18 protein-coding genes and 1 other annotated feature are annotated in these 21,710 nt (G+C 42.2%); of the genes, 1 reads left to right on the top strand and 17 read right to left on the bottom strand.

All coding sequences use genetic code 11. The features are described 5' to 3' along the window. Nucleotides 1-616 precede the first annotated feature (616 nt). From V514_RS0107735 to zapA, 5 genes are all read right to left on the bottom strand, one after another. Nucleotides 617-1,030 carry a DUF350 domain-containing protein gene (locus tag V514_RS0107735; RefSeq protein ID WP_029499397.1) on the bottom strand — a complete coding sequence of 138 codons (414 nt, stop codon included), beginning with the start codon at nt 1,028-1,030 and terminating at the stop codon, nt 617-619. Between the two features lie 9 nt (nt 1,031-1,039). Further along, nucleotides 1,040-3,409, bottom strand: coding sequence for an endonuclease MutS2 (locus tag V514_RS0107740; RefSeq protein ID WP_029499398.1), 2,370 nt, complete (start codon nt 3,407-3,409; stop codon nt 1,040-1,042). A gap of 12 nt (nt 3,410-3,421) precedes the next feature. Then, nucleotides 3,422-5,128 carry a DNA polymerase/3'-5' exonuclease PolX gene (gene polX / locus V514_RS0107745; RefSeq protein ID WP_029499400.1) on the bottom strand — a complete coding sequence of 569 codons (1,707 nt, stop codon included), beginning with the start codon at nt 5,126-5,128 and terminating at the stop codon, nt 3,422-3,424. A gap of 62 nt (nt 5,129-5,190) precedes the next feature. Next, on the bottom strand, nt 5,191-5,730 hold the full coding sequence (locus tag V514_RS0107750; protein ID WP_029499401.1) for a CvpA family protein: 540 nt from the start codon (nt 5,728-5,730) through the stop codon (nt 5,191-5,193). Further along, on the bottom strand, nt 5,723-5,995 hold the full coding sequence (gene zapA, locus V514_RS0107755) for a cell division protein ZapA (protein WP_029499402.1): 273 nt from the start codon (nt 5,993-5,995) through the stop codon (nt 5,723-5,725). Before zapA ends, V514_RS0107750 begins: the two co-directional genes overlap by 8 nt. 91 nt (nt 5,996-6,086) lie before the next feature. On the opposite strand from zapA, the gene rnhC reads away from it, so the two are divergent. Beyond that, the gene (gene rnhC / locus V514_RS0107760) at nt 6,087-7,019 is read left to right on the top strand and encodes a ribonuclease HIII (RefSeq protein WP_029499403.1); all 933 of its coding nucleotides are present in this window, start codon (nt 6,087-6,089) and stop codon (nt 7,017-7,019) included. Between the two features lie 58 nt (nt 7,020-7,077). Here the strand turns inward: rnhC and V514_RS0107765 are convergent, their stop codons facing one another. From V514_RS0107765 to dut, 12 genes are all read right to left on the bottom strand, one after another. Beyond that, nucleotides 7,078-8,238 carry an ABC transporter substrate-binding protein gene (locus tag V514_RS0107765; protein WP_081715009.1) on the bottom strand — a complete coding sequence of 387 codons (1,161 nt, stop codon included), beginning with the start codon at nt 8,236-8,238 and terminating at the stop codon, nt 7,078-7,080. Nucleotides 8,239-8,445: 207 nt separating this feature from the next. Next, nucleotides 8,446-10,851, bottom strand: a complete 2,406-nt coding sequence (gene pheT / locus V514_RS0107770) for a phenylalanine--tRNA ligase subunit beta (RefSeq protein ID WP_029499405.1) — start codon at nt 10,849-10,851, stop codon at nt 8,446-8,448. A gap of 15 nt (nt 10,852-10,866) precedes the next feature. After that, a complete protein-coding gene (gene pheS, locus V514_RS0107775; RefSeq protein ID WP_029499406.1) occupies nt 10,867-11,904 on the bottom strand; it encodes a phenylalanine--tRNA ligase subunit alpha in 1,038 nt (345 codons plus the stop codon). Between the two features lie 99 nt (nt 11,905-12,003). Then, nucleotides 12,004-12,228: a binding site (T-box leader), on the bottom strand. Nucleotides 12,229-12,279: 51 nt separating this feature from the next. After that, nucleotides 12,280-13,038: a TrmH family RNA methyltransferase gene (locus V514_RS0107780; protein ID WP_029499407.1), complete on the bottom strand. Its 759-nt coding sequence runs from the start codon at nt 13,036-13,038 to the stop codon at nt 12,280-12,282. A 90-nt stretch (nt 13,039-13,128) separates the two neighbouring features. Beyond that, nucleotides 13,129-13,881 (bottom strand): Cof-type HAD-IIB family hydrolase, encoded by a 753-nt coding sequence (locus V514_RS0107785; protein ID WP_029499408.1) that lies wholly within the window; start codon nt 13,879-13,881, stop codon nt 13,129-13,131. A 12-nt stretch (nt 13,882-13,893) separates the two neighbouring features. Continuing rightward, the gene (locus tag V514_RS0107790; protein WP_029499410.1) at nt 13,894-14,877 is read right to left on the bottom strand and encodes a zinc-binding dehydrogenase; all 984 of its coding nucleotides are present in this window, start codon (nt 14,875-14,877) and stop codon (nt 13,894-13,896) included. Between the two features lie 90 nt (nt 14,878-14,967). Then, nucleotides 14,968-15,963 (bottom strand): NEAT domain-containing protein, encoded by a 996-nt coding sequence (locus V514_RS0107795; RefSeq protein WP_029499411.1) that lies wholly within the window; start codon nt 15,961-15,963, stop codon nt 14,968-14,970. 20 nt (nt 15,964-15,983) lie between these two features. Further along, nucleotides 15,984-17,756, bottom strand: coding sequence for a hypothetical protein (locus V514_RS0107800; RefSeq protein ID WP_029499413.1), 1,773 nt, complete (start codon nt 17,754-17,756; stop codon nt 15,984-15,986). Nucleotides 17,757-17,997: 241 nt separating this feature from the next. Further along, nucleotides 17,998-18,243 carry a hypothetical protein gene (locus V514_RS0107805; protein ID WP_029499414.1) on the bottom strand — a complete coding sequence of 82 codons (246 nt, stop codon included), beginning with the start codon at nt 18,241-18,243 and terminating at the stop codon, nt 17,998-18,000. A gap of 476 nt (nt 18,244-18,719) precedes the next feature. Beyond that, the gene (gene argF / locus V514_RS0107810; protein WP_029499415.1) at nt 18,720-19,691 is read right to left on the bottom strand and encodes an ornithine carbamoyltransferase; all 972 of its coding nucleotides are present in this window, start codon (nt 19,689-19,691) and stop codon (nt 18,720-18,722) included. A gap of 322 nt (nt 19,692-20,013) precedes the next feature. After that, complete coding sequence (locus V514_RS0107815) at nt 20,014-21,102, bottom strand: M42 family metallopeptidase (RefSeq protein WP_029499416.1); 1,089 nt, start codon at nt 21,100-21,102, stop codon at nt 20,014-20,016. 107 nt (nt 21,103-21,209) lie between these two features. Next, nucleotides 21,210-21,644 (bottom strand): dUTP diphosphatase, encoded by a 435-nt coding sequence (gene dut, locus V514_RS0107820; protein ID WP_029499418.1) that lies wholly within the window; start codon nt 21,642-21,644, stop codon nt 21,210-21,212. Nucleotides 21,645-21,710: the final 66 nt, after the last annotated feature.

Genomic DNA, 21,710 nt, shown 5'->3' on the forward strand with positions numbered 1-21,710 from the left:
TGGATACAACATAGTTGAGAATAAGTGACAACTATAGCCTATTCACATAGTTAAAAATGGTCGTTTAGTAAACATCGTGCATATGCTGTCAACAAAAATTTTTATTTACGCATTATTTCTCAAATCATTATTATTTTTAAGAACTCGATTTTCGCTATTTTGCCCGTTAGGATTTCAAAATGCCCCTTTTTTCGTTTCTAACGGGCATTTTCAGCACAAAAAAATTCGTTTTTTCGACGCACGTGTCATTTATTTTTCAAAATACAAAATGCGACACGCTGCTATGCTCGTCTCATTGGCTTGTGTTGAACAGGGCGATTTTCATTGAAAAAACAGCCAAAAATAACTTCTAACGGGCATTTTTTGTCCCATTTTATACAACGCTCGTTACGATTGTTTTGTAACTATCGCCAGTCATATGCTAATCATTTGTGAAAAAAGAGGTTATGAACAAATTGTTAGCATTTTTACAGGCTTATTCACATAATGCTGTCGCATATTTAAATATATGTTGTACCGGAAACACGCTATTCGAGCTCATAAGTGATTTCTGAGAGCTCCTACGCCGTTAGCGCATTAAAAAAGAGGCTGCCATAAGCGCAACCTCTTTTTGCCATTAAGGAATCGTCGAACCGATCACAAATGACAACCCTAGCGAAATCGCAAATGAAATAAAGCCAACAGCCTTATTGCCTTTCGCAATTTCCTTATCGACATCTAATCGTGGTGTAACAAATTCAAATAATAAATACGCAACGATTAACAACACAAAGCCAAACATGCCCCAGCCAATCGTTGCGAGTAATGTGGCATGGTGCTCAATTGAATAACGAAAGACATTACAAATCCCAATAATCTTCCCGCCGGTCGCAAGCGCTACGGCGATATTGCCCTTTTGAATCTCTTCCCAGTTTTTATAGCGCGTGACGACTTCAAACATCGCCATTGCAACGAGCAAACACAGTAACACAACCGTATAATAGCCCGTCATTTGTACAACTGGGTGTTGCCAAAATGCGTCCATGAGCATCCATCCTCTCTATTTAAATTCTACAACCGTGACGCCGTAGCCACCTTCATTGGCATTGCCAAAGTGATAGCTTTTCACGCGTGGATGGCGTTTTAGTAATTGCTGAATTCCTTCGCGTAAAGCACCCGTTCCTTTACCATGAATGATTGAAACTTGGTGATAATTCGATAGTAGCGCATCGTCTAAATACTTTTCAGTACGATGCATGGCGTCCTCGTAACGTTCGCCGCGCAAATCTAATTCTAGTTTGACTGCCTGACTACGATTGCGCACATTCGACACATTGACCGTATCGTTTACTTTTTCAGGTTTAATATATTGTAAGTCATCTTCTGGTAATTTCATTTTTAAAATACCGATTTGAACGACCCATTCACCAGATTTATCTTTTTTAAGTAATGTACCGCGTTGGCCATAGCTCAACACTTTTACTTCATCGCCGACTTGTAGTTCTTGGGCGCGCGCATTCAGTTGGCGTTGCTTTTTCAGCACGCGATTTTCTTGCGCTGGAGTTGCTTCATCTAAGCGTTTTCTAGCATCGATAATTTCATGCTCTTTCACCGCTTCGTTCGCGCGGTGTTGCATTTTGTGCAATTCATCGATAACATCTTCCGCTTCACGTTTTGCTTCATCAACGATTTTACGCGCTTTTTCTTTCGCTTTTTGCGTTAACTCGTCTTTCGTCGCCTCATATTCCGCCATCTTGTTATCTAAATCTGCACGCAACACATTCGCTTCTGCTACTAAACGAGCAGATTCTTCAGCATCTTTTTCCGCTTGAATACGCGACGCTTCAAGTGACGCAATCATCGATTCTACTTCATGTGTTTCAGTACCTGTGTAAGATTTCGCCGTATCGATAATATGCGCCGGTAACCCTAGACGTTGTGAAATCTCAAAGGCATTTGAACGCCCTGGTACACCGATTAATAAACGGTATGTTGGGCTTAGCGTATCGACATTAAATTCCATACTCGCATTAATAACCCCTGGGCGGTTATACCCGTATGCCTTTAATTCAGGATAGTGCGTTGTCGCCATAACACGTGCGCCACGACCATGTACTTCATCTAAAATAGAAATCGCTAGTGCTGCCCCTTCTTGCGGGTCCGTCCCTGCGCCTAATTCATCGAATAATACGAGTGATTCATGGTCAAATTCATGTAAAATATCGACGATGTTGACCATATGGCTGGAGAACGTTGATAAGCTTTGTTCGATTGATTGCTCATCGCCAATATCTGCAAATAGTTGCGTAAACACTGCCAGTTCCGAGCCATCAAGCGCTGGTACTGGTAACCCTGCCTGCGCCATTAATGTACACAAACCAATTGTTTTTAATGTTACGGTTTTACCACCTGTGTTGGGGCCGGTAATGACGATGGCCGTCACATCATCGCCAAACTCGATATCATTCGCTACAGCCATATCGATATCGAGTAATGGGTGGCGTGCTTTCGTCAGCTTCATATAGCCGCGGTCATTCATTTTTGGCATCGTACATTTATGTGCTTGACCATATTTTGCTTTCGCTAATACGACGTCAATCGCGCCTAAAATTTGAACGAGCACAAATAAACTATGCGCCACTTCTTGTACTTGTGCAGATAGCGCCATTAAAATGCGGTCTACTTCTGCTTTTTCTTTTACTTTTAAGCCTTGAATTTCATTGTTTGCTTGTACAACGGCATCTGGCTCAATGTACAATGTTTGACCTGATGCAGATTGGTCATGAATGACGCCACCATAATGACTGCGATACTCAGCTTTTACTGGGATTACGAAGCGGTCGTTACGAATCGTAATAATCGAATCCGACAGCATTTTCGCAGCAGCGCTCCCACGCGTTAAGCTCGCTAAACGATCGCGTACGCGGCCTTCTTGTGTACGCAGTTGCGTTCGGATACCGCGCAGTGCTTGACTCGCCGAATCCATTACTTTGGCATTGTCATCAATGCAGCTATTAATTTCGTGCTGTAAACCTGTTAAAATCGGCAAATCTTCTTTTTTTGCTTCAAATAATGGAATCGCGACTTCATCGTCCGCGACAACATTGTCGATAAATTCGCGGAAAATGCGGCTTGCACGAATCGTACTTGAAATTTCCATTAATTCTTTTGGACTCAGCATCCCACCAATTTGCGCTCGGCGTGCATGTGGGCGAACGTCAAAAATACCGCCCATTGGCACGCTCCCTTTTAAGCGTAAAATCGATAATGCTTCATCCATTTCTGCTAGTAAGCCTTGTACTGCTTCTAGCTCTGTTTCGGGTGCTAACTTCGCTAACCCTTCTTGTCCAAGTGAACACGTCGCAAAACTTGCTACTTGCTCACGTACTTTATCAAACTCTAGTGTTTTCAATGCGCGCTCGGCGATCATTCAAAACGCCTCCTACTTGTTATTTAAAAACGCCATGAACTGCTCAAAGCTCCATGTGTTGACAATCATGTCCTTATAAAGCCATGCTTTTTGTGCATACTTTGTCCCGATATCCATATAGCGTAGCTGCTCGGTCGCATGGGCATCGGTATTAATCGCAACCGGTACGCCCGCTTCTGCGGCCATTTCTAAATGCGCCACACATAAATCAAAGCGGTACGGATTGGCATTCAACTCTAAAATTTTACCATATTCTTTCGCCCATGCAATCAGCTGCGCTACATCGGGGTTATAGCCATCACGTTGATGGATGACGCGTCCTGTTGGATGTGCAATCATATCGACATGTGGATTTTTCAGCGCATTATGCAAGCGCTCCATAATTTGCGCCTGTGGTTGTGAGAAACTGGAGTGAATCGATGCAATGACAAAATCTAAGCTCGCCATCACGTCATCGCTAAAATCGAGCGAACCATCCGGTAAAATATCCATCTCTGTACCGCGTAACAACTGGAACTCAGGGTGCGCATGATTAAAGGCATAAATCTCTTGTTTTTGCTGCTCTAATCGTTCCGGTGTCAAGCCATTTGCCACTCTTAAATAGTGCGAGTGGTCGGTAATTACGCCATAATCATAGCCGCGTGCAATCAACGCCTCGCCCATTTCACGAACGCTATGCGCCCCGTCCGACCAAGTCGTATGCATATGTAAATCACTGCGAATATCTGCTAGCGTCACGAGCTTTGGAATCTCGGCGTGGCGCTCAAACTCCGCGTGACCAGTACGCAATGTTGGTGGAATAAATGGCAACGCAAAATGATTGAAAAAAGCTTGCTCTGTGTCAAATGTTAACACAGAACCGTCCGCTTGTTCGACACCGTACTCACTAATCTTTTCGCCGCGCTCTTTTGCGATTTGGCGCATGCGTACATTATGTTCTTTTGAACCGGTAAAATGGTGCAGTGCTGTCGGGTATTCTGCATCGCTCACAATGCGAAAATCAGCATTTGCAGCATCATCCCCTGCTAAAACAACGGAAATTTTCGTCTCACCGGCTGCGATAATTTCTTCATATGGCAGTGTAGCTAATAATTTTTCTTTGACGATTAATGGCTCTGCCGAAGCAATAATAAAATCGATATCTTTACTCGTTTCGGTGACGCGGCGGAATGAACCCGCAACAGAAAAGCGTGTAATTTCAGCGATGTCTGCTAACAGCTCATTGATGTCCCGCACGTTTTCCTCTAGCTGCCATACCGGATGGCGCTCCGAACGCTTGCCAAATGTTTCAAGTTCTTTTAAAAGTTTTTCAACTGTTTTTTTACCGAAACCAGCAAGTTCACTCACTTTTCCAGACTCACATGCTTCCTTTAAGCTAGTTGCCGAATCAATACCTAATTCCTTATACAACTTTGCAATCTTTTTGCCACCGAGCCCTGGGATTTTTAATAATGGCGGTAAGCCGGCTGGTACGTCCGCTTTTAATGACACTAAATCACTTGATTCACCTGTTTGTAATAAATCGTGAATGACTGCTGATGTCCCTTTACCAATGCCTTTAATTTTCGTCACATCATCGATTTCTTCGATGCTTCGCGGGTCATTTTCAAGCGCCGCAGCAGCCTTACGAAACGCCGCAATTTTAAATGGATTTTCTCCTTTTAATTCTAAATAAATCGCAATCGTTTCAAGCGTGTTAATGATTTTCTTTTTGTTCATCATCTGCATCTCCTTGTAAGAAAAAACGAGCGCCCACAACAGTAGGCGCCCGCTTTTTGTTATTATTTCGTATAAACGAACCACAATTGTTGGAACATTGTCGAAATGAGTGGTGTATATTTAAGTATTAAGTTTGTTAAAATAGAACTGTCAATGAAGTTCTGAATACTTTCTACAGGTAATAGCGCCAAAATGTAAAGTACGAAGAATAACATCACGTACACTTGGATAAAGCCTAGTAAACCACCTAGAAGACGGTTGAAGCCACCAAGCACTGGCACATACTGCACAAAGTTAAACAATGAAGCAATCAATTTAAAGATAAATTTGACGATAAAGAAAATAACGACAAACGCCAAAATATTATAAAATGTTTGCATCAAGTCTACACCGTCCATGCCAAACTTCAGCGCTGTTTCATCGCTAACAGTTGGGTATGGTACGTACATGACAAATTTTTCAGCTAATGCTTGATAGCTGATAAGCGCTAAAATAAGCGCCACGATAAGTCCTACTAAGTTAACAAGCTGATACAGTACGCCGCGACCGACGCCTGTGAGCACACCTGCAATTAGTAATATAATAATGATTAAATCAATCATTCACGTCATCCTTTAATTTTTTGAGTTGTGCTTCTAATTCATCGATGCGTTGCTTATATTTCATCGAATCATTGACGGCATTTACCGCTGTCAAAACGGCGAGTTTGGCAATATCTAAAGAAGGGCTGGCGTTGCGAATACCGCGCATTTGTTCATCAACAGTGCTTGCCACATGCCTCATATGACTTGGCGATTCCGTTCCCACCATGTTATAGGTTTGTCCATAAATATTTACAGAAATACGATTTAAGCGTTGCTCTGACAATGCCCGTTCCCTCCTTTTAAATCCTATTTCTAATAATACCATGAAATTGAATATCATGTGAATAATCTACTAAAAGAAAGGACGAGAAATTATGTCTACAATCGTTTTAAAATTATCTAGCGCAGATCAACAAAAAGTTCATGCTTATTATGATGCACAAGCCGTTCCAACGAACGCACCTGGTGCTATCTTTATGGCGAAAACAGCGCACGCAACCATTACATCGTATACGTCTGGAAAAGTCATGTTCCAAGGAGCAGAGGCCGAGCAAGAAGCAACACGCTTCGGCGAATTTGAAGCACCTACTACTACGACGTCATCAAAAGGCGATAAGCTCCCTGAAAATTTTGCGAGCCTCAATGTGATTGGTTCCGATGAAACAGGCACTGGCGATTATTTTGGTCCGATTACGGTCGCTGCAGCGTATGTACCCGAAGAAAAAATGGCATTACTCCAAACGTTAGGCGTCAAGGATTCGAAGATGTTAACCGATGCCAAAATGCGTGATATCGCACCGGCAATTATGGAAGCCGTGCCTTATAGCGTCCTGACATTGCACAACGATAAATACAACAAAGTAAAAGAACAAGGCTGGTCACAAGGCAAAATTAAGGCGCTGTTACATAACCAAGCATTGCGCCACGTGTTATCAAAAATTGAGCCAACAAAACCAGACTATATTTTAATCGACCAATTTGAAGAACGCGACACGTATTACCGCCACATTCAAGAAGAAAAAGATATCGTGCGCGACCGCGTGTTATTCGCTACAAAAGCGGAACAACTGCATTTATCAGTGGCGGCCGCATCGATTATTGCGCGCTTCGCCTTTTTGTCAGCAATGGACCAACTATCAAATGAAATCGGCGTTGAGTTGCCAAAAGGCGCTAGTGCCATCGTCGACCAAGTCGCTGCAAATATCTTATTATCACAAGGTGAAGAAGCGCTCCATTCGGTCACAAAATGGCATTTCGCAAACACGACAAAAGCATCGCGCATCGCCGCTAAAAACCGCATGATTTAACGACAGAAAAGAGGAATGGCCCGCTCTGGACCATTCCCCTTTTTTTGTATTTTAAATCTTATTTTGCAGGTGTATCTGCCGTTAATTCGATATCTTGATAATGTTTGTCAATACCGTCTAAATAGTTAATTGAATACCCTTTCACACGATTATTAACCGGGAAGATTTCTGTACGGAAATACATTGGCACCGTTACGGCTTGTTCAAACATATATTGTTGCCATGCTTTAAACGCTTCACCGCGGTGTGCTGCATCTAATGACTCTTTCGAATCGATATCTGCTAATAATTTTTCTAACTCAGGCGTTGTATAACGACTATAGTTAAATTGTGCATTTTTTGAAAATAAACCGATTGGCGATGGGTTTGTACCTGTGCCCCATGCGGCCATAAACATATCGATGTCCTTATCATCAGCTTGTACTTTATCGTAGAAGCTATTAAATTCGATTGGACGACCTGTTGTCAGTTCTACTTTCACCCCAACATCTTTCCAGTTTTGGATGTAGAATTGGGTGATTTTGTCATCTTTATCGGAACCAGCCATCGTTGCTAACTTCACCGTGAATGCTTTGCCATTTGGATCTTCGACGAAACCATCGCCGTCTTTATCTTCATAGCCCGCTTCTTTCAACAATGATTTTGCTTTTTCTGGATCGTAGTTGAAACCAGCTAATGACTTATCATAATAAGACGCGAATACAGGTGGAATTAATGAATTTCCACGTTCGCGTAAGCCATCATAATACGCTTTTGCTACTTCTTCAATATTCAATGCATAAGACATTGCTTGGCGCAATTTTACATCGCCCATTTTCGCCTCTGGATTGACAACCACTTCGCCTTTTTTAGAATCCCATTTCCCCATTTTGAAGCCAAGATATGAGTAAGCTAATTCTGGACGGCCAAGTACTTGTGTATTTTTCAAATCTTTTACATCGGCGTATTGGTTTGCTGGATAGCTTTCTAAAATGTCGTATTTACCGGCTTTCATCGCTGCTGCTGCAGATGATGATGGCACGATTTCGATGACGACTTTGTCTAATTTTGGCTCCCCACGGAAGTAGTTTTTGTTGGCCACCATTTGGACAGATTCGCCGTTGACTACTTTATCAACAACGAAGGCGCCAAGTGTTACCGGGTTTTTACGTACTTCATCTGATTTCACTAAATCTTTGACACTAATTTTTTCAATAACATAAATATCCGAATTATCTATATATTTAGAAGATTTATTCTATTAATATCTATACAAAAATTATTTTTAGTCCATTCGACGCTCAAATTTTAGTTGTTATATTACAATTATTTACACATATATTGTATTTTCTAAACCTTTATTTCCTTTTTTTAAAAACAGCATCTTCCAAACTACAAAAAAACAGGAACCGCCGAAGCGATTCCTGTCTTTATTCACGTTATGCTATTAACGTAATGTTGCACCTTGCTCTTGTAATGCTGCTACAACATTATCATGTGCTGCTGTTACATCTTCATCTGTTAATGTACGTTCCGGATCGAAGTACGTTAAGCTAAAGGCGATTGATTTTTTGCCAGCTTCCATATGTTCGCCTTCATAGACGTCAAATACGTGGACAGCTTTCAATAATTTACCGCCAGCCGCTGTAATGATTGCTTCTAATGAAGCCGCTGTTGTTGCGCGCTCAACTACTAACGCGATATCGCGAGAAATAGATGGGAAGCGAGGAACAGCAACATATTGTAACGGCGCGATTTCCGCTGCAAGTACTTGTGCTAAGTTGAACTCTGCTGCAAATGTATCTTTTACGCCAAGGTTTTTTTGCTCTTGTGGATGTAATTGACCTAAGAAACCGATACGTTCGCCATCTAATAAGATGTCTGCAGTACGGCCTGGGTGCATACCATCAACTTTTGCTGCTACGTACGTGATGCGCTCTGCTACGTTTAATTTGGCGAATAATGCTTCAAGCGCACCTTTTAACACGAAGAAATCAACTTGTTTGTGCTCACCTTGCCAAGCATTTTCTACCCATTTGCCTGTCATCGCAAGTGCAACATGTTCACGCTCTAATGGTAGGCCTTCTGCTGTTTGACCTAAGAATACAGAGCCGATTTCATATAACGCCACCGCGTCAGCTTGACGAGACGTGTTGTACACAAGTGATTCAATTAAATGTGGTAAGACTGATTGACGTAATGTGCTGCGCTCTTCACTCATTGGCATTAACAAGCGTGTTGTTGGCGCTGTTTCTAAGGCATATTTTTGTGCTAATGCATCAGATGTTAATGAGTATGTTAGTGCTTGATACAGACCCGCTTCTTCTAATTGGTGACGGATTGTGCGGCGCACTTGTTGATTGCGGTTTAAGCGACCTGGTACCGTTTCAGCAACCGGTAAAGTAGTTGGGATTTCGTCATAGCCGTATAAACGAGCGATTTCTTCGACGATATCTTCTTCGATTTTAATATCTTGACGACGCGTCGGTGCATCGATGATTAATAAACCATTCGCTGGCTCTACATCAAAGCGTAAACGTTTTAAAATCGACACCATTTCATTTAATGAAATTTTCATACCTAAACGGTTGTTAATGAAGTCTGGTGACACAACAACGCGCGCTGGTTCTTTGTCTAATTCATCAACCGTAACCGTACCTTCTAAGACGTCGCCACCAGCAAGTTCTGCCATTAATTGTGCCGCACGTTCTGCTGCTGGTAATACGCGGTTTGGATCGATACCTTTTTCAAAACGAGCCGATGCTTCACTGCGTAGGCCAAGGTCTTTGGATGTGTAACGTACTGATAAGCCATCGAAGTACGCTGATTCGATAACAACCGTTGTTGTCGCATCGGTTACTTCTGAATCAAAGCCGCCCATAACACCGGCAACAGCAACTGGTTTTTTACCGTTTGTAATCACTAAGTTTGTCGCTTTTAATGTGCGCTCTTTTTCATCTAATGTTGTGATAGCTTCGCCTTCTTTAGCTAAGCGTACAACGATTTCACCTGTTGCTAATTGATCGTAGTCAAACGCGTGAAGTGGTTGGCCATATTCTAATAGAATATAGTTTGTAATATCGACGATGTTGTTTAATGGCCGAATGCCAGAAACCATTAAATATTGTTGTAACCATAATGGTGATTCTGCCACTTTAACATTTTTCACAACTTTCGCAGCATACATTGGGTTAAGTGTCGTATCTTCAACTGAGACGCTCATAACATCTGCTGCTTTTTCAGCCGTTGTTGCATGTGTCGTATCAGGTAGTTTGATTTCTTGGTCTAAAATCGCTGCTACTTCATACGCCACACCTAACATAGACATGGCATCTGCACGGTTTGGTGTTAAGCCCAATTCAAGCACAACATCATCAAGACCTAATACTTCGATGGCGTCTGCGCCTACAGGAACGTCATCTGATACGACATAAATGCCGTCAGCATACGCTTTTGGTACTACTTTACCGTCGATACCTAATTCTTGTAATGAACAAATCATGCCCATTGATACCGTACCGCGAAGTTTACCTTTTTTAATTTTTTTGCCGCCAACATAACCATTTGGACGAACGGCAACGATTTTTTGACCGACCGCTACGTTCGGTGCACCACAAACGATTTGTGCTAACTCTTCTTCGCCAAAATCTACTTGGCAAATATTTAAATGGTCTGAATCAGGATGCGGTGTCGCTTCTTTGATTTGACCGATTTGTAATTTTTTAAGCCCTTTTGATAAGTGGTTGACTGCCTCTACTTCGATGCCTGAACGCGTAATTTTTTCCGCTAATTCTTCCGGCTCTAAGCCACTGATGTCAACATATTGAGATAACCATTTTAATGATACTAACATTGTTTCGTCCTCCTCCTAATCTTCTGCGCGGTGGAATTGTTCTAAGAAACGCACGTCATTTGTATAGAAGTGACGAATATCATCCACACCATATTTCAGCATTGCAATACGTTCTGGTCCCATACCAAATGCGAAACCAGTCACTTTTTTCGGGTCATAGCCAGCCATTTCAAGTACGTTCGGGTGAACCATACCTGCACCTAAAATTTCAATCCAGCCTGTGCCTTTACATACGTTACAGCCTTCGCCGCCGCATTTGAAGCATGAAATATCCATTTCAACAGATGGCTCTGTGAATGGGAAGTAGCTTGGGCGTAAGCGAATTTCACGATCCTCGCCGAACATTTTTTTCGCGAATAAATCAAGCGTTCCTTTTAAGTCGCTCATTGCGATATCTTCACCGACAACTAAGCCTTCGATTTGGTTGAATTGATGTGAGTGTGTCGCGTCATCATTGTCACGACGGAATACTTTCCCTGGGCAAATAATGCGAATTGGTTTCCCTTGTGCTTTTTCCATTGTACGCGCTTGTACCGGCGATGTATGTGTACGCATTAAGATTTCTTCTGAAATGTAGAATGTATCTTGCATATCACGCGCTGGGTGACCTTTTGGAAGATTTAATGCTTCAAAGTTGTAATAATCTTTTTCGACTTCTGGACCTTCTTCTACCGAGTAACCCATACCGATAAATAAATCTTCAATTTCTTCGATAATGCGTGTTAATGGGTGATGGTTCCCCACTTTTACCGTGCGACCTGGTAATGTCACGTCGATTGTTTCAGATGCTAGTTGTGCATCTAATGCCGCCGCTTCAAGCTCTACTTTACGCGCATCTAACACGTCTTGAACGTGCGCGCGCGTTTCATTTACTAACGCACCCATTTTTGGACGTTCTTCTTGTGGGAGTTTTCCCATTCCTTTTAATAAATCAGTGATTGGTCCCTTTTTACCTAAGTAGGCAACGCGGACATCATTTAATTGTTTCAAGTCTTGTGCAGCAGCGATTTTTTCAAGTACTTCTGCTTTTAATTGTGCTAATTGCTCTTGCATTTTTTTGCTCCTCCTTCCAAGTGTAGGGCTCTAAACCCCGATGCATTGCTCGTTTTCGTATCATTCAATCGCAGTAAAAAAAGAAAAACCCCGCCCCCAAAAAGGGACGAGGTTAAAATTCGCGTTACCACCCTAGTTACTGCCGAAACAGTCACTCATTTGAATTAACGGCTCATCTGCCGGCCTACCTTTACAGCATACGCTGGTCCCGGTGGCTGCTAGCGGGGTGAACTTCTAAAAAGTGGATACTCGCCTCGCTTGCAGTCTACGGCGCGGCGTCCCTAATAGTCCTCTTTTTATACTTTTCCCGGTCAATGCATTTCTTTTATGATTCCCATCCATTATAAACAACTCGCGTCACAACTTCAAGTGTTGTTACAGCGCAAAATGGTAAAGTGCGATGCCTGTTGCCACTGCTACATTTAACGATTCAGCAGCGCCTTTGATTGGAATAATGACATTGGCATCTGTTTGTGCAAGTAATGATGAATCAATGCCGCTACCTTCGTTGCCCATAATCAACGCGAATTTTCCTTCTTTTTCTACTTCGTTATAGACAACTGAATTTTCAAGCGCTGTACCGTATACAGGCACATTACGCTCTTTTAAATCTGCTACCCAGTCATGTAAATCGCCGCGCACAACCGGAATGTGGAAAATCGAGCCTTGTGTTGAACGCACCGTTTTTGGATTGTACGGATCCGCTGAACCTTTTCCTAAGACAACCGCATCAATACCCGCCGCATCGGCTGTACGAATCATCGTACCGATATTCCCCGGATCTTGTACTGCGTCAATTAATAATAGACGTGTCCAACCTGCTTGCGCCGCATCGTCTACTTCTTTTTGCTTACACTGCGCAAAAATACCTTGTGAATGCTCAGTTTCCGATAATTCTTTCGCAATTGCTTCGGATACTTCAATTAAGAAGATGTTATCAAGATTCCAAGACACCGGAATCGCTACACCTTCACGAATGATTAAATGTAACACTTCTGTATGTTTTAACGCTTCTTCGACTAAATGAAAGCCTTCAACGAGGAATTCGCCTGATTTATCGCGTTCTTTCCGTGTCGTCGCCAATTTTTTCCAATACTTCACAAGTGAGTTTTGGTTTGATTCAATATATTTCATGTTTTTACCGCCTTTAGTTTGTAGTCCTTTAAATAGTATACACGAAAAAAGAAGATGTCCCTATTATTTCAGAACATCTTCTCACGTATTTTAGACAATCGGTTGTTGCACCGCAAAAACATATTGCTCGATTGCTTGTGCGACACCATCTTCGTCATTCGTTGCCGTAATATACGTCGCCTTCGCTTTTAAATCATCGGTCGCATTGCCCATTGCGACTGCTTGACCGCTCGCTTCAAACATTTCCATATCATTATAGCTATCGCCAAAACACATGACGTCGTCTAACGAAATATTTAATTCGGCGACTAATTGCGCAAGCCCATGTGCCTTTGACGTACCGTATTTCATCACTTCTATATTCAAGTCATCTGAACTCGTAATTTCAATATCAGGCAACGCATTTATTTCGGTTTTTACGGCCGCTAGTTGCGCGCGGTTGTCAAAATAAGCACCAAGCTTCATCGGTGGATTTTTTAACGTTGTGTGGAACATTTCCGGCGAAAAATCCCCTTCAATGCAATTGCCCCACATATGTTGAATACGATGCTTTTGAAAAATATGAAGAATGTCTTGCGCTGTTGCAAGCGGCATAAAACGCTGTGCCAATAATTCCTGACCATTTTTCCAAATTTCCGCGCCATTATTACAAATGAGTGGCTGCTCAAGCGCTACTTGATCCGACACACATTGTAAAAAACTTCGACTGCGTCCTGTTGAAATTACGACGTAAAGACCGCGTGCTACCGCCTCATGTAGTACTTGTCGTGTACGTTCTGTCACAATACCCTTTGAATTGGCGAGCGTCCCATCCACATCAATTGCTAGTAATCGAACTGTCACTCCATTTGCCCCCTAGTTGTTCACTTCAAATACTAGTTTACCAAATTGTTCGTTGATTTCTAAATATTTAAGCGCATCTGCCGCTTCGTCTAGTGAATACGTGCGGTCAACAACCGGGTGGAAGTCTTGCTGTTCAAGCATTTGCAGCATCGCACGAAATTCTTCGCGACTTCCTAATGTACTGCCCTTTAGCGTTTGCTGCGCATAAAAGAAAGCGCGCAAATCAAAGTCGACGATATCTTCTGTTGTCGCACCAAAAACGACCATCGTACCACCACGCTTCAATACGGCCAGCGAGCGATTAAATGTCGCGCGACCAACGCTTTCAATGACCGTATCAATCGTTTCATTTGCTAACTCCTGTGGCCAATCCGCATCATTATCTAATACGATATCCGCACCTAACTTACGTGCGGCCTCGCGTTTTTCAGCCGCACGCGATGACACAATGACGCGCGCACCTAAGCTTTTCGCAAACGGAATCATAAACGTTGCAACGCCACTGCCCGCACCTGGAATAAACACCGTATCGCCGGCCTTAACTTGCCCTTTTGTCACGACAGCGCGGTAGCCCGTCAGTGGAGCAATACCGATTGTCGCCGCTTCAACAAACGACAAATGCGCAGGCTTAGCCTCCACTTGCTGCTCTGAAATCGCTAAAAACTCAGCAAATGTGCCATGATCCGGCAAGCTTAAAATTTCAAAATCATCAGGTGGCACGGCGCTTTCATCGTACCAACGAAGCGATGGATTGACGATGACCTCATCTCCAACCTGTACGCGTGTAACTGCATTACCAATCGCCTCAATAACACCGGCTGCATCACTCCCTAAAATAAGTGGTGCAGCATCGGGTGCTAGGCGATTGGGTGTATATAAATCACGACGATTGAGTCCCGCTGCCTTAATGCGCACGAGCACATCTGTCGCACCGATTGTTGGCTGTTCAAGCTCCCCTACATGCACTTGTTGCTGCTTTACATAGACTGCTTTCATATTCAAAACCCCTTTTTCTAAATAATCAATCTATTCGTAAGTGTAGCAAAAAAAGAGCCGTCCCTAAAGCGTTTCGGGCGACTCTCTTTATTATTTTTCAGCGTTATAGCGTTTCGCAACTTTCGCACTCGGATTTTTGCCTACCTCGGTGCGCGTCATAATTAATTTACTGCCAGTTGCCTTTAAAGACTTCGGTTTAAACGTCGCCGTAGAAGTTGTCGCAGTTACGCGCCCTAGACCATTGCCAAGTGAATCGTAAAATTTCACAACATCACCTTTTTTAAGCTCTTTCACAACGACTTTATCATGTGCTTTACCTTTTTTATTCGTAATCGTGACATTCGTTGCGGCGATTTTTGCACTAACAAGCTCTGCTTTAAAGGCGATGCGCACTTTCGCTGATTCCTGCTCGCCGGTTGCTTGTGCTGTGACCATGATTTCCCCGGCCTTTTTGCCAAGCTGCTTTACAGTGAACGTAGCGGTTTTGGATGTTGCCGTCATCGTTTTAAGCACAGCTCCTCCGTTATAGAGGCGCACCGTATCCCCTTTTTGCACCCCTTTGACCGTTATCGTATCCTTTTTTGCGACGCGATTTATTGCTGTTCCCGACAATATACACTGCGTCGTTGGTGCTGCTGTTGAAATAAGCGATGCCGCATCAAATTTCAAGTGAATATCGTAGTCGTGATCATAATTAATTTCTGGAACAACAATATGGAACTTCGCGTAAACGCCATTTTTCACGATATTTGTACCACTTACGGTCATCGTCGCTGTACCATCTGCATGACGTTTTAATGGAATATCATGGCCATTTGCATCTTTCACATCCTTATAACTCGTCGCATTTACTAATGAAATCGTCACTGTTTCAACGCCATTTTTCACGTCAAGTTGCGCCGTCGCATTCATATTGCTCTGCATATTTTTTGAAATATTCCCGTTATAATAAGGTGCTAGTTGTACCGTATAGCTACCAGCTTCTATTGCTGCTTGCGCTAACATAGGCGCTACTGTAAGTGTCGCCGAGGCTCCTGCTGATCCGCTGAGCAGCGCCGCTAAACAAATTTTTGTCCACTTGTTCATCTATATCACTCCTTTAAAAGCTAGTGTTGTTCTTTTGAAAATTTCACCGTTGTTTTCGCACTCATATGCTTGCCAGCTTGAATACGTGCCACTGAAATTTTACCGGCTGCTTTCCCTAATTGTTTGATGCTAATTTTTGTCGTTTTTCCTGTTGCAGTGACCGTTTTTAATGATTTTCCTGCTTCGTTATAAACGCGAATTTTTTGCCCGTGCGCCGTCCCTTTCACAGTTACAATATCCGCTTGTCCTTTGTTGTTTTTCACGTGAATTTGCGTTTTTGTAATGGCTTTTGCGACCGGCTCTGCTTTGAATGAAATGGCTTTTTTCACTGATTCTTTTTCATCGCTTGCTTGCGCTGTGACAAATAGTTTACTAGCAGCCTTGCCTAAGCTTACATTCGCAACGCGTAAGTATGCGCCTGTTGCTGTTGCTGTTTTAAGCACTTTCCCTGTTGCATTATAAAGACGAATGGTATCGCCTTTTTGCAGGCCATATACTTTTACGATATCCTCCGCACCTTTTACATTGCTCACTTTACCTGTTAATGTACGGACTGTTTGAGCCTTTTCTACTGGAGCTTTCACACCAACTTCCACTACTGCCTTTTGTGCTGTTACATTAGCATAGCCAGCTAATCCCGCTAAATCGGCACGCTCAGTTAAACCTGCAGCTAGCGCATTTGTAATGGCTGCTTGTGCTGCTGCTACTTGTGCTGTTGCCGTCGCTAATTGTGCCTCTGTCGTAATCGAGCCTGCCTCAGTAAAGCTTAATTTACTAAAGGCGTCCGTTGCCGCTGTCACAAATGGTGTTTTATAGGCGGCGATTGCTGCGACTTGCTTTGTGTATGTTTCTGGTGCGACAAAAGCTGCCGCGTCCGCTTCTGATAACGACGCTTGTGCTGCTGCGATTACCCCATTAATTGTCGCGATTTGTGCGGCCGCGACTTTTAATTCCGCAGCTGATGTAATTGGTGTTGTCGTGATCGCTTTAATTGCTTGTTCCCAAGCTGGCTGAATTTCCGTTTTTGATGGTGTGAAATCAAATATAAAATCATGTGTCGCCGCATAACCACCTACATTGTAGCCAATTGTAATAGCGGTGTTGTTTAAATCTTGGACGTTGAACGTTACTTGATTTGTCTCGCCGTTATCCGTTGGTGTCACATCCGCGCCATTCACTTTAAACGTCGTTAAAATTTTTGCGATGTCCATCATTACTTTATAGCCATCGCCATCTTTTACATACGACACCTGTTGAAAATTCGTATTGTATGATGCGGTTGGTACGCCTTTGTAGGAAATGATAGGTGATACGGCTATTGGTTGTGTTGCCTCAGGCGTTTCTGTCACTGGCGGTGTTACCACTCCTCCACCTACATTGTAGTTTAATGCTAGTTCCATATCATGGCTCCCTGTATAACCATTCACTGTATAACCAATCGTAATTGGCAAACGCTCGGTAACAGAAGCTGTTGTGAATTTCACCGTTTTAAACGTTGCTGTTTCCGCTACTGTTTCGGGCGTTACACCATTGACATTAAATGTCGTCAACATTTGTGGAACTTCTAATGTCACTTCATATTGATTTCCTACTGGCGTTACAGTTGCCGCACCGAACATTCCTGTGTACGTGTCGTTTACAGCACCTTTATACCAAAGATCAAATGATACAGTCGTTGTTGCTTCAACTGTGTCACTAACTGCTACCGCTTCCTCAGCTTGTGCCATTGTTGGTGCTACTGCTGCTAATGCGATTGATAATGCAAGTGGTGCTACAAATAATTTGTTGTACATGTCTAATAACCCCTTTTTCTATAAGTTATGACCCAGTTTAACAAGCGTATTTCCGAAAAGTAAATATCTAATTGAAAATCATTATCATTTTCAATGAAAATATCGTTTTTTACCATTTATTAGGTTTTAAATAGCCTATTTATACGTATTATTCAGCGTGCACCGAATATTTTTTCCGTCAACTAGATTTTTGCGCACAAAAAAAGCATTTGGTTTATGACCAAATGCTTGCTGTTTCTTATTAAAAGGCGCGCCAAAATAACACAAAAAAGACTAGCGTAATAACAGCAAAAACAGCCATCATTACTTTTTTACGAATATCTAGCGGCATAAAACGTAATGTTACCATTAGCACCGCGACAAAGGATGATTGTCCACGATGAATCGCGTTTTTCTCGTCCCCTTCATCTTGCGCTGTCCATTTTGACGTATCGTACGTCAATTTTAAAAACGTCAACGCCACCAGTAAATAAATAAAACCTAACACACTAATTCCTCCGTTCTATCTCCATTCATTGTAGAGAAAAGTAGCGGTGGTTTCAATGATTAGCACTACAACGCTTATCTAGTTCGCGGCTGGCGTACTTATCCGGTTTCAAGCGCTAACTCTTTGGGTTGTTTCGCACTCTCCAGCGTGACATAGAACGTCACTTGCTTTATTTTCTTAAGGAAGATAAGCGTCCAGCGAACTTATCCGGATTCATCGACTAGATTCTCGGGTCAAATCACTTCTTCCTACGCGGCTAGTCGCCGCTTGTCAGAAGCTTTATTTGCCCTTCGAATCTGAACGAGTCGATTCATCACTTAAATAAAAAAAGACCAACTTGTCCTCTGCCAAGTTGGTCCGGGTATAATAGCGGCTGAGTGTTCATCCCCCTCTGTGGATTACGACTCAGTGAACTCCGTATTAGCGTGCATCATCATTCGCGTTCACAGGCGCCTTTTAATGATTGTTCTAATTTATTAGTCTGCTAAAAGTGACACAAGTACCGCTTTTTGAGCGTGCATGCGGTTTTCAGCTTGATGGAAAATGTATGAATGTTCTGGGTTGTCAATAACCGCTGCTGTTACTTCTTCCTCGCGGTGTGCTGGTAAGCAGTGTAGGAACATGTAATCTGCTTTTGCGTGTGCGACTAATGCTTCGTTAATTTGGTAGCCTTCGAAGTCTTTTAAGCGTTTTGCTGATTCTTCTTCTTGACCCATTGATGTCCAAACGTCTGAGTAAATAACATCGGCATCTTTTACTGCTTCAACAGGGTCTGTTGTAACCGATACTGTACAGCCATTGCTTGCGGCAATTTGTTGTACTTTCGCGATAACTGCTGGATCTGGTTCATAGCCAACTGGTGCAGCGATAACAGAATCGATGCCAACGTGTGCGCAAGCGGCAACTAATGAGTGTGCAACGTTGTTACCGTCACCGATATACGCAACTTTTAAGCCTTCAAATGAGCCTTTTACTTCAGCAATTGTTTCAAGGTCAGCTAATGCTTGGCATGGATGTGACACATCTGTTAAGCCATTGATTACTGGTACTTTTGAATACTGTGCTAATTCTTGTACCATTGTATGTTCATTTGCGCGAATCATGATGCCATCTACATAGCCTGATAGTACAAGCGCTGTATCGTGAACTGTTTCGCCACGGCCGATTTGTAAGTCGCGGGCATTCATGTACATGCCTTTACCACCTAGTTGGTGCATACCGACTTCAAAAGAAACACGTGTACGAGTTGAGTTCTTTTCAAAGATCATCGCTAATGTTTTACCTTCTAATAATTTAGGTGAACCTGATTCTTTTGTGACAATTTTCATTTTGATAGCTAATTCGACAAGCTGTTTGATTTCATCGCTTGTGTAATCGACTAATGACAATAAGTGTTTGCCCTTTAATGTATGAACGGGTTGTAATTCAATTTCTTCTAGTAATTTCATTTGTCATCGCTCCTAAACGTTTAACTTTATGTACTTATCATACAACTGCATAATTATGAAGTCAACTGTATTTTTATGTTTTTTCTAAAAAATTTTAATATTTACATAAAAAATGCGCCAAAAACATTTATAAATCAACGTTTCAGACGACTTTTACACTTTTTAAATTTACACTATCCTTACAATTCATTTATGCACAATACACTGTTTATGCAGTTTGTTTTGTATATTATGCATTACAAATGCATCTATCTTTAAACAATGCTTTTCTAGAAAGCAAAAAAAGAAGTTGGAGATTCTTCCAACTTCTTTCTATGAGCGCTTATTCAAATGTAATCTTTTGAACGGTAGCTGCATCTAATTTTTTAATAACCGCCACGACTAAATCAACGGTATTGTCAAAATCATCGCGATGTAAAATACCCGCATGTGAATGAATGTAACGCGTTGCAATACCGATTGATAGTGCCGGCACACCATTCATCGTTAAATGAATCGAGCCCGCATCAGTACCGCCACCAGGAATCGCTTCATATTGGTACGGAATCGCTTGTTCTTCTGCTGTTTCAACGACTAATTCACGTAAGCCACGGTGTGAAATCATCGAGCCATCATAAACGATAATTTGTGGTCCTTTACCAATTTCACTTGCCGCTTCTGATTTTGAAATTCCCGGTGTATCGCCTGCAATACCAACATCAACCGCAAAACCGATATCTGGATTAATTTTATGTGTCGCTGTTTTTGAGCCACGTAAACCAACTTCTTCTTGGACAACGCCACAGCCATACACTACATTTGGATGCTGTTCATCTTTTAAGCGTTTTAATACTTCAATTGCAATCGCACAACCAATACGGTTATCCCATGCTTTTGCTAATAAATGTTTATCATTTTTCATGACAGTAAATTCGAAGTATGGTGCAATCATATCCCCTGGACGAATACCCCATTCTTTTACTTCTTCATCTGATGTGGCACCTACATCAATAAACATGTCTTTAATTTCATATGTTTTTGACCGCTGTGCTGCCGGTAAAATATGTGGTGGTTTTGAACCGATAACACCGACAATTGTTTCCCCTTTTGATGTAACAATTTGAACACGTTGTGCAAGCATGACTTGACCCCACCAGCCGCCTACCGTTTGAAATTTAATAAAGCCTTTTTCTGTAATTTGCGTTACCATAAAGCCGACTTCATCTAAATGTCCAGCCACCATAATTTTCGGACCATTGGCATCGCCGACCTTCTTCGCGATAACTGAGCCTAAATTATCATGATCGATTTCATCCGCATAAGGTGTAATGTATTTTTCCATAACCTCACGTGATTCTTTTTCATTTCCCGCAATGGCGCGTGCATCTGTTAACTCTTTTAGCATGTGCAATGTTTCATCTACTTGTTGTATCATCTTCGCATCCCCTTTATTTTTACTCATTCTTACTAATTATACTACGAAGTCCGAACTATCACATTAAAAAAACGACTCAGTATTACTAACCGAGTCGCATTCGATTAAAATTTGCCGCTTGAACCAAAGCCTGCTTCCTTACGATCTGACTCTAAATTTACAGGGCCTTCTTCCATCGTAATATTCATGACAGGTGCAATGACCATTTGAGCCATTTTCATGCCTTTTTCGACGATAAATTGTTCTTTCCCGTGGTTGATTAAAATAATCTTCACTTCGCCGCGGTACCCTGCATCAATTGTACCTGGTGCATTTAATACTGTCACAGCATGCTTCAGTGCTAAACCGCTACGTGGACGTACTTGCGCCTCTGTCCATTCAGGTAATTCCATGCGAATTCCTGTCGCAATGCCACGTGATTCACCTGCTGGAATCATTACTTGCTCATTCGCAAAAAGATCAAATCCCGCGTCACTCGCATGGGCCTTATACGGCAAAATAGCCTCGTCGTTTAATTTTTCTACTTTAAATGTTGTCATGTTAACACTCCTATCTTTATTATCGTAACGAACTTTCAGCAAAAGAAAAAGACTTGAATTAAAAAA

Source organism: Kurthia huakuii LAM0618 (assembly GCF_000505545.1).
Classification (GTDB): domain Bacteria; phylum Bacillota; class Bacilli; order Bacillales_A; family Planococcaceae; genus Kurthia; species Kurthia huakuii.

Excerpts from the sequence above, each read along its gene's own strand:
- V514_RS0107735 (WP_029499397.1), bottom strand. The coding sequence starts at position 1,030 with ATGCTCATGGACGCATTTTGGCAACACCCAGTTGTACAAATGACGGGC.
- dut (WP_029499418.1), bottom strand. The coding sequence starts at position 21,644 with ATGACAACATTTAAAGTAGAAAAATTAAACGACGAGGCTATTTTGCCG.
- polX (WP_029499400.1), bottom strand. The coding sequence starts at position 5,128 with ATGAACAAAAAGAAAATCATTAACACGCTTGAAACGATTGCGATTTAT.
- V514_RS0107740 (WP_029499398.1), bottom strand. The coding sequence starts at position 3,409 with ATGATCGCCGAGCGCGCATTGAAAACACTAGAGTTTGATAAAGTACGT.
- V514_RS0107750 (WP_029499401.1), bottom strand. The coding sequence starts at position 5,730 with ATGATTGATTTAATCATTATTATATTACTAATTGCAGGTGTGCTCACA.
- rnhC (WP_029499403.1), top strand. The coding sequence starts at position 6,087 with ATGTCTACAATCGTTTTAAAATTATCTAGCGCAGATCAACAAAAAGTT.
- pheS (WP_029499406.1), bottom strand. The coding sequence starts at position 11,904 with ATGCAAGAGCAATTAGCACAATTAAAAGCAGAAGTACTTGAAAAAATC.
- V514_RS0107795 (WP_029499411.1), bottom strand. The coding sequence starts at position 15,963 with ATGAACAAGTGGACAAAAATTTGTTTAGCGGCGCTGCTCAGCGGATCA.
- V514_RS0107800 (WP_029499413.1), bottom strand. The coding sequence starts at position 17,756 with ATGTACAACAAATTATTTGTAGCACCACTTGCATTATCAATCGCATTA.
- V514_RS0107790 (WP_029499410.1), bottom strand. The coding sequence starts at position 14,877 with ATGAAAGCAGTCTATGTAAAGCAGCAACAAGTGCATGTAGGGGAGCTT.
- pheT (WP_029499405.1), bottom strand. The coding sequence starts at position 10,851 with ATGTTAGTATCATTAAAATGGTTATCTCAATATGTTGACATCAGTGGC.
- argF (WP_029499415.1), bottom strand. The coding sequence starts at position 19,691 with ATGAAATTACTAGAAGAAATTGAATTACAACCCGTTCATACATTAAAG.
- V514_RS0107780 (WP_029499407.1), bottom strand. The coding sequence starts at position 13,038 with ATGAAATATATTGAATCAAACCAAAACTCACTTGTGAAGTATTGGAAA.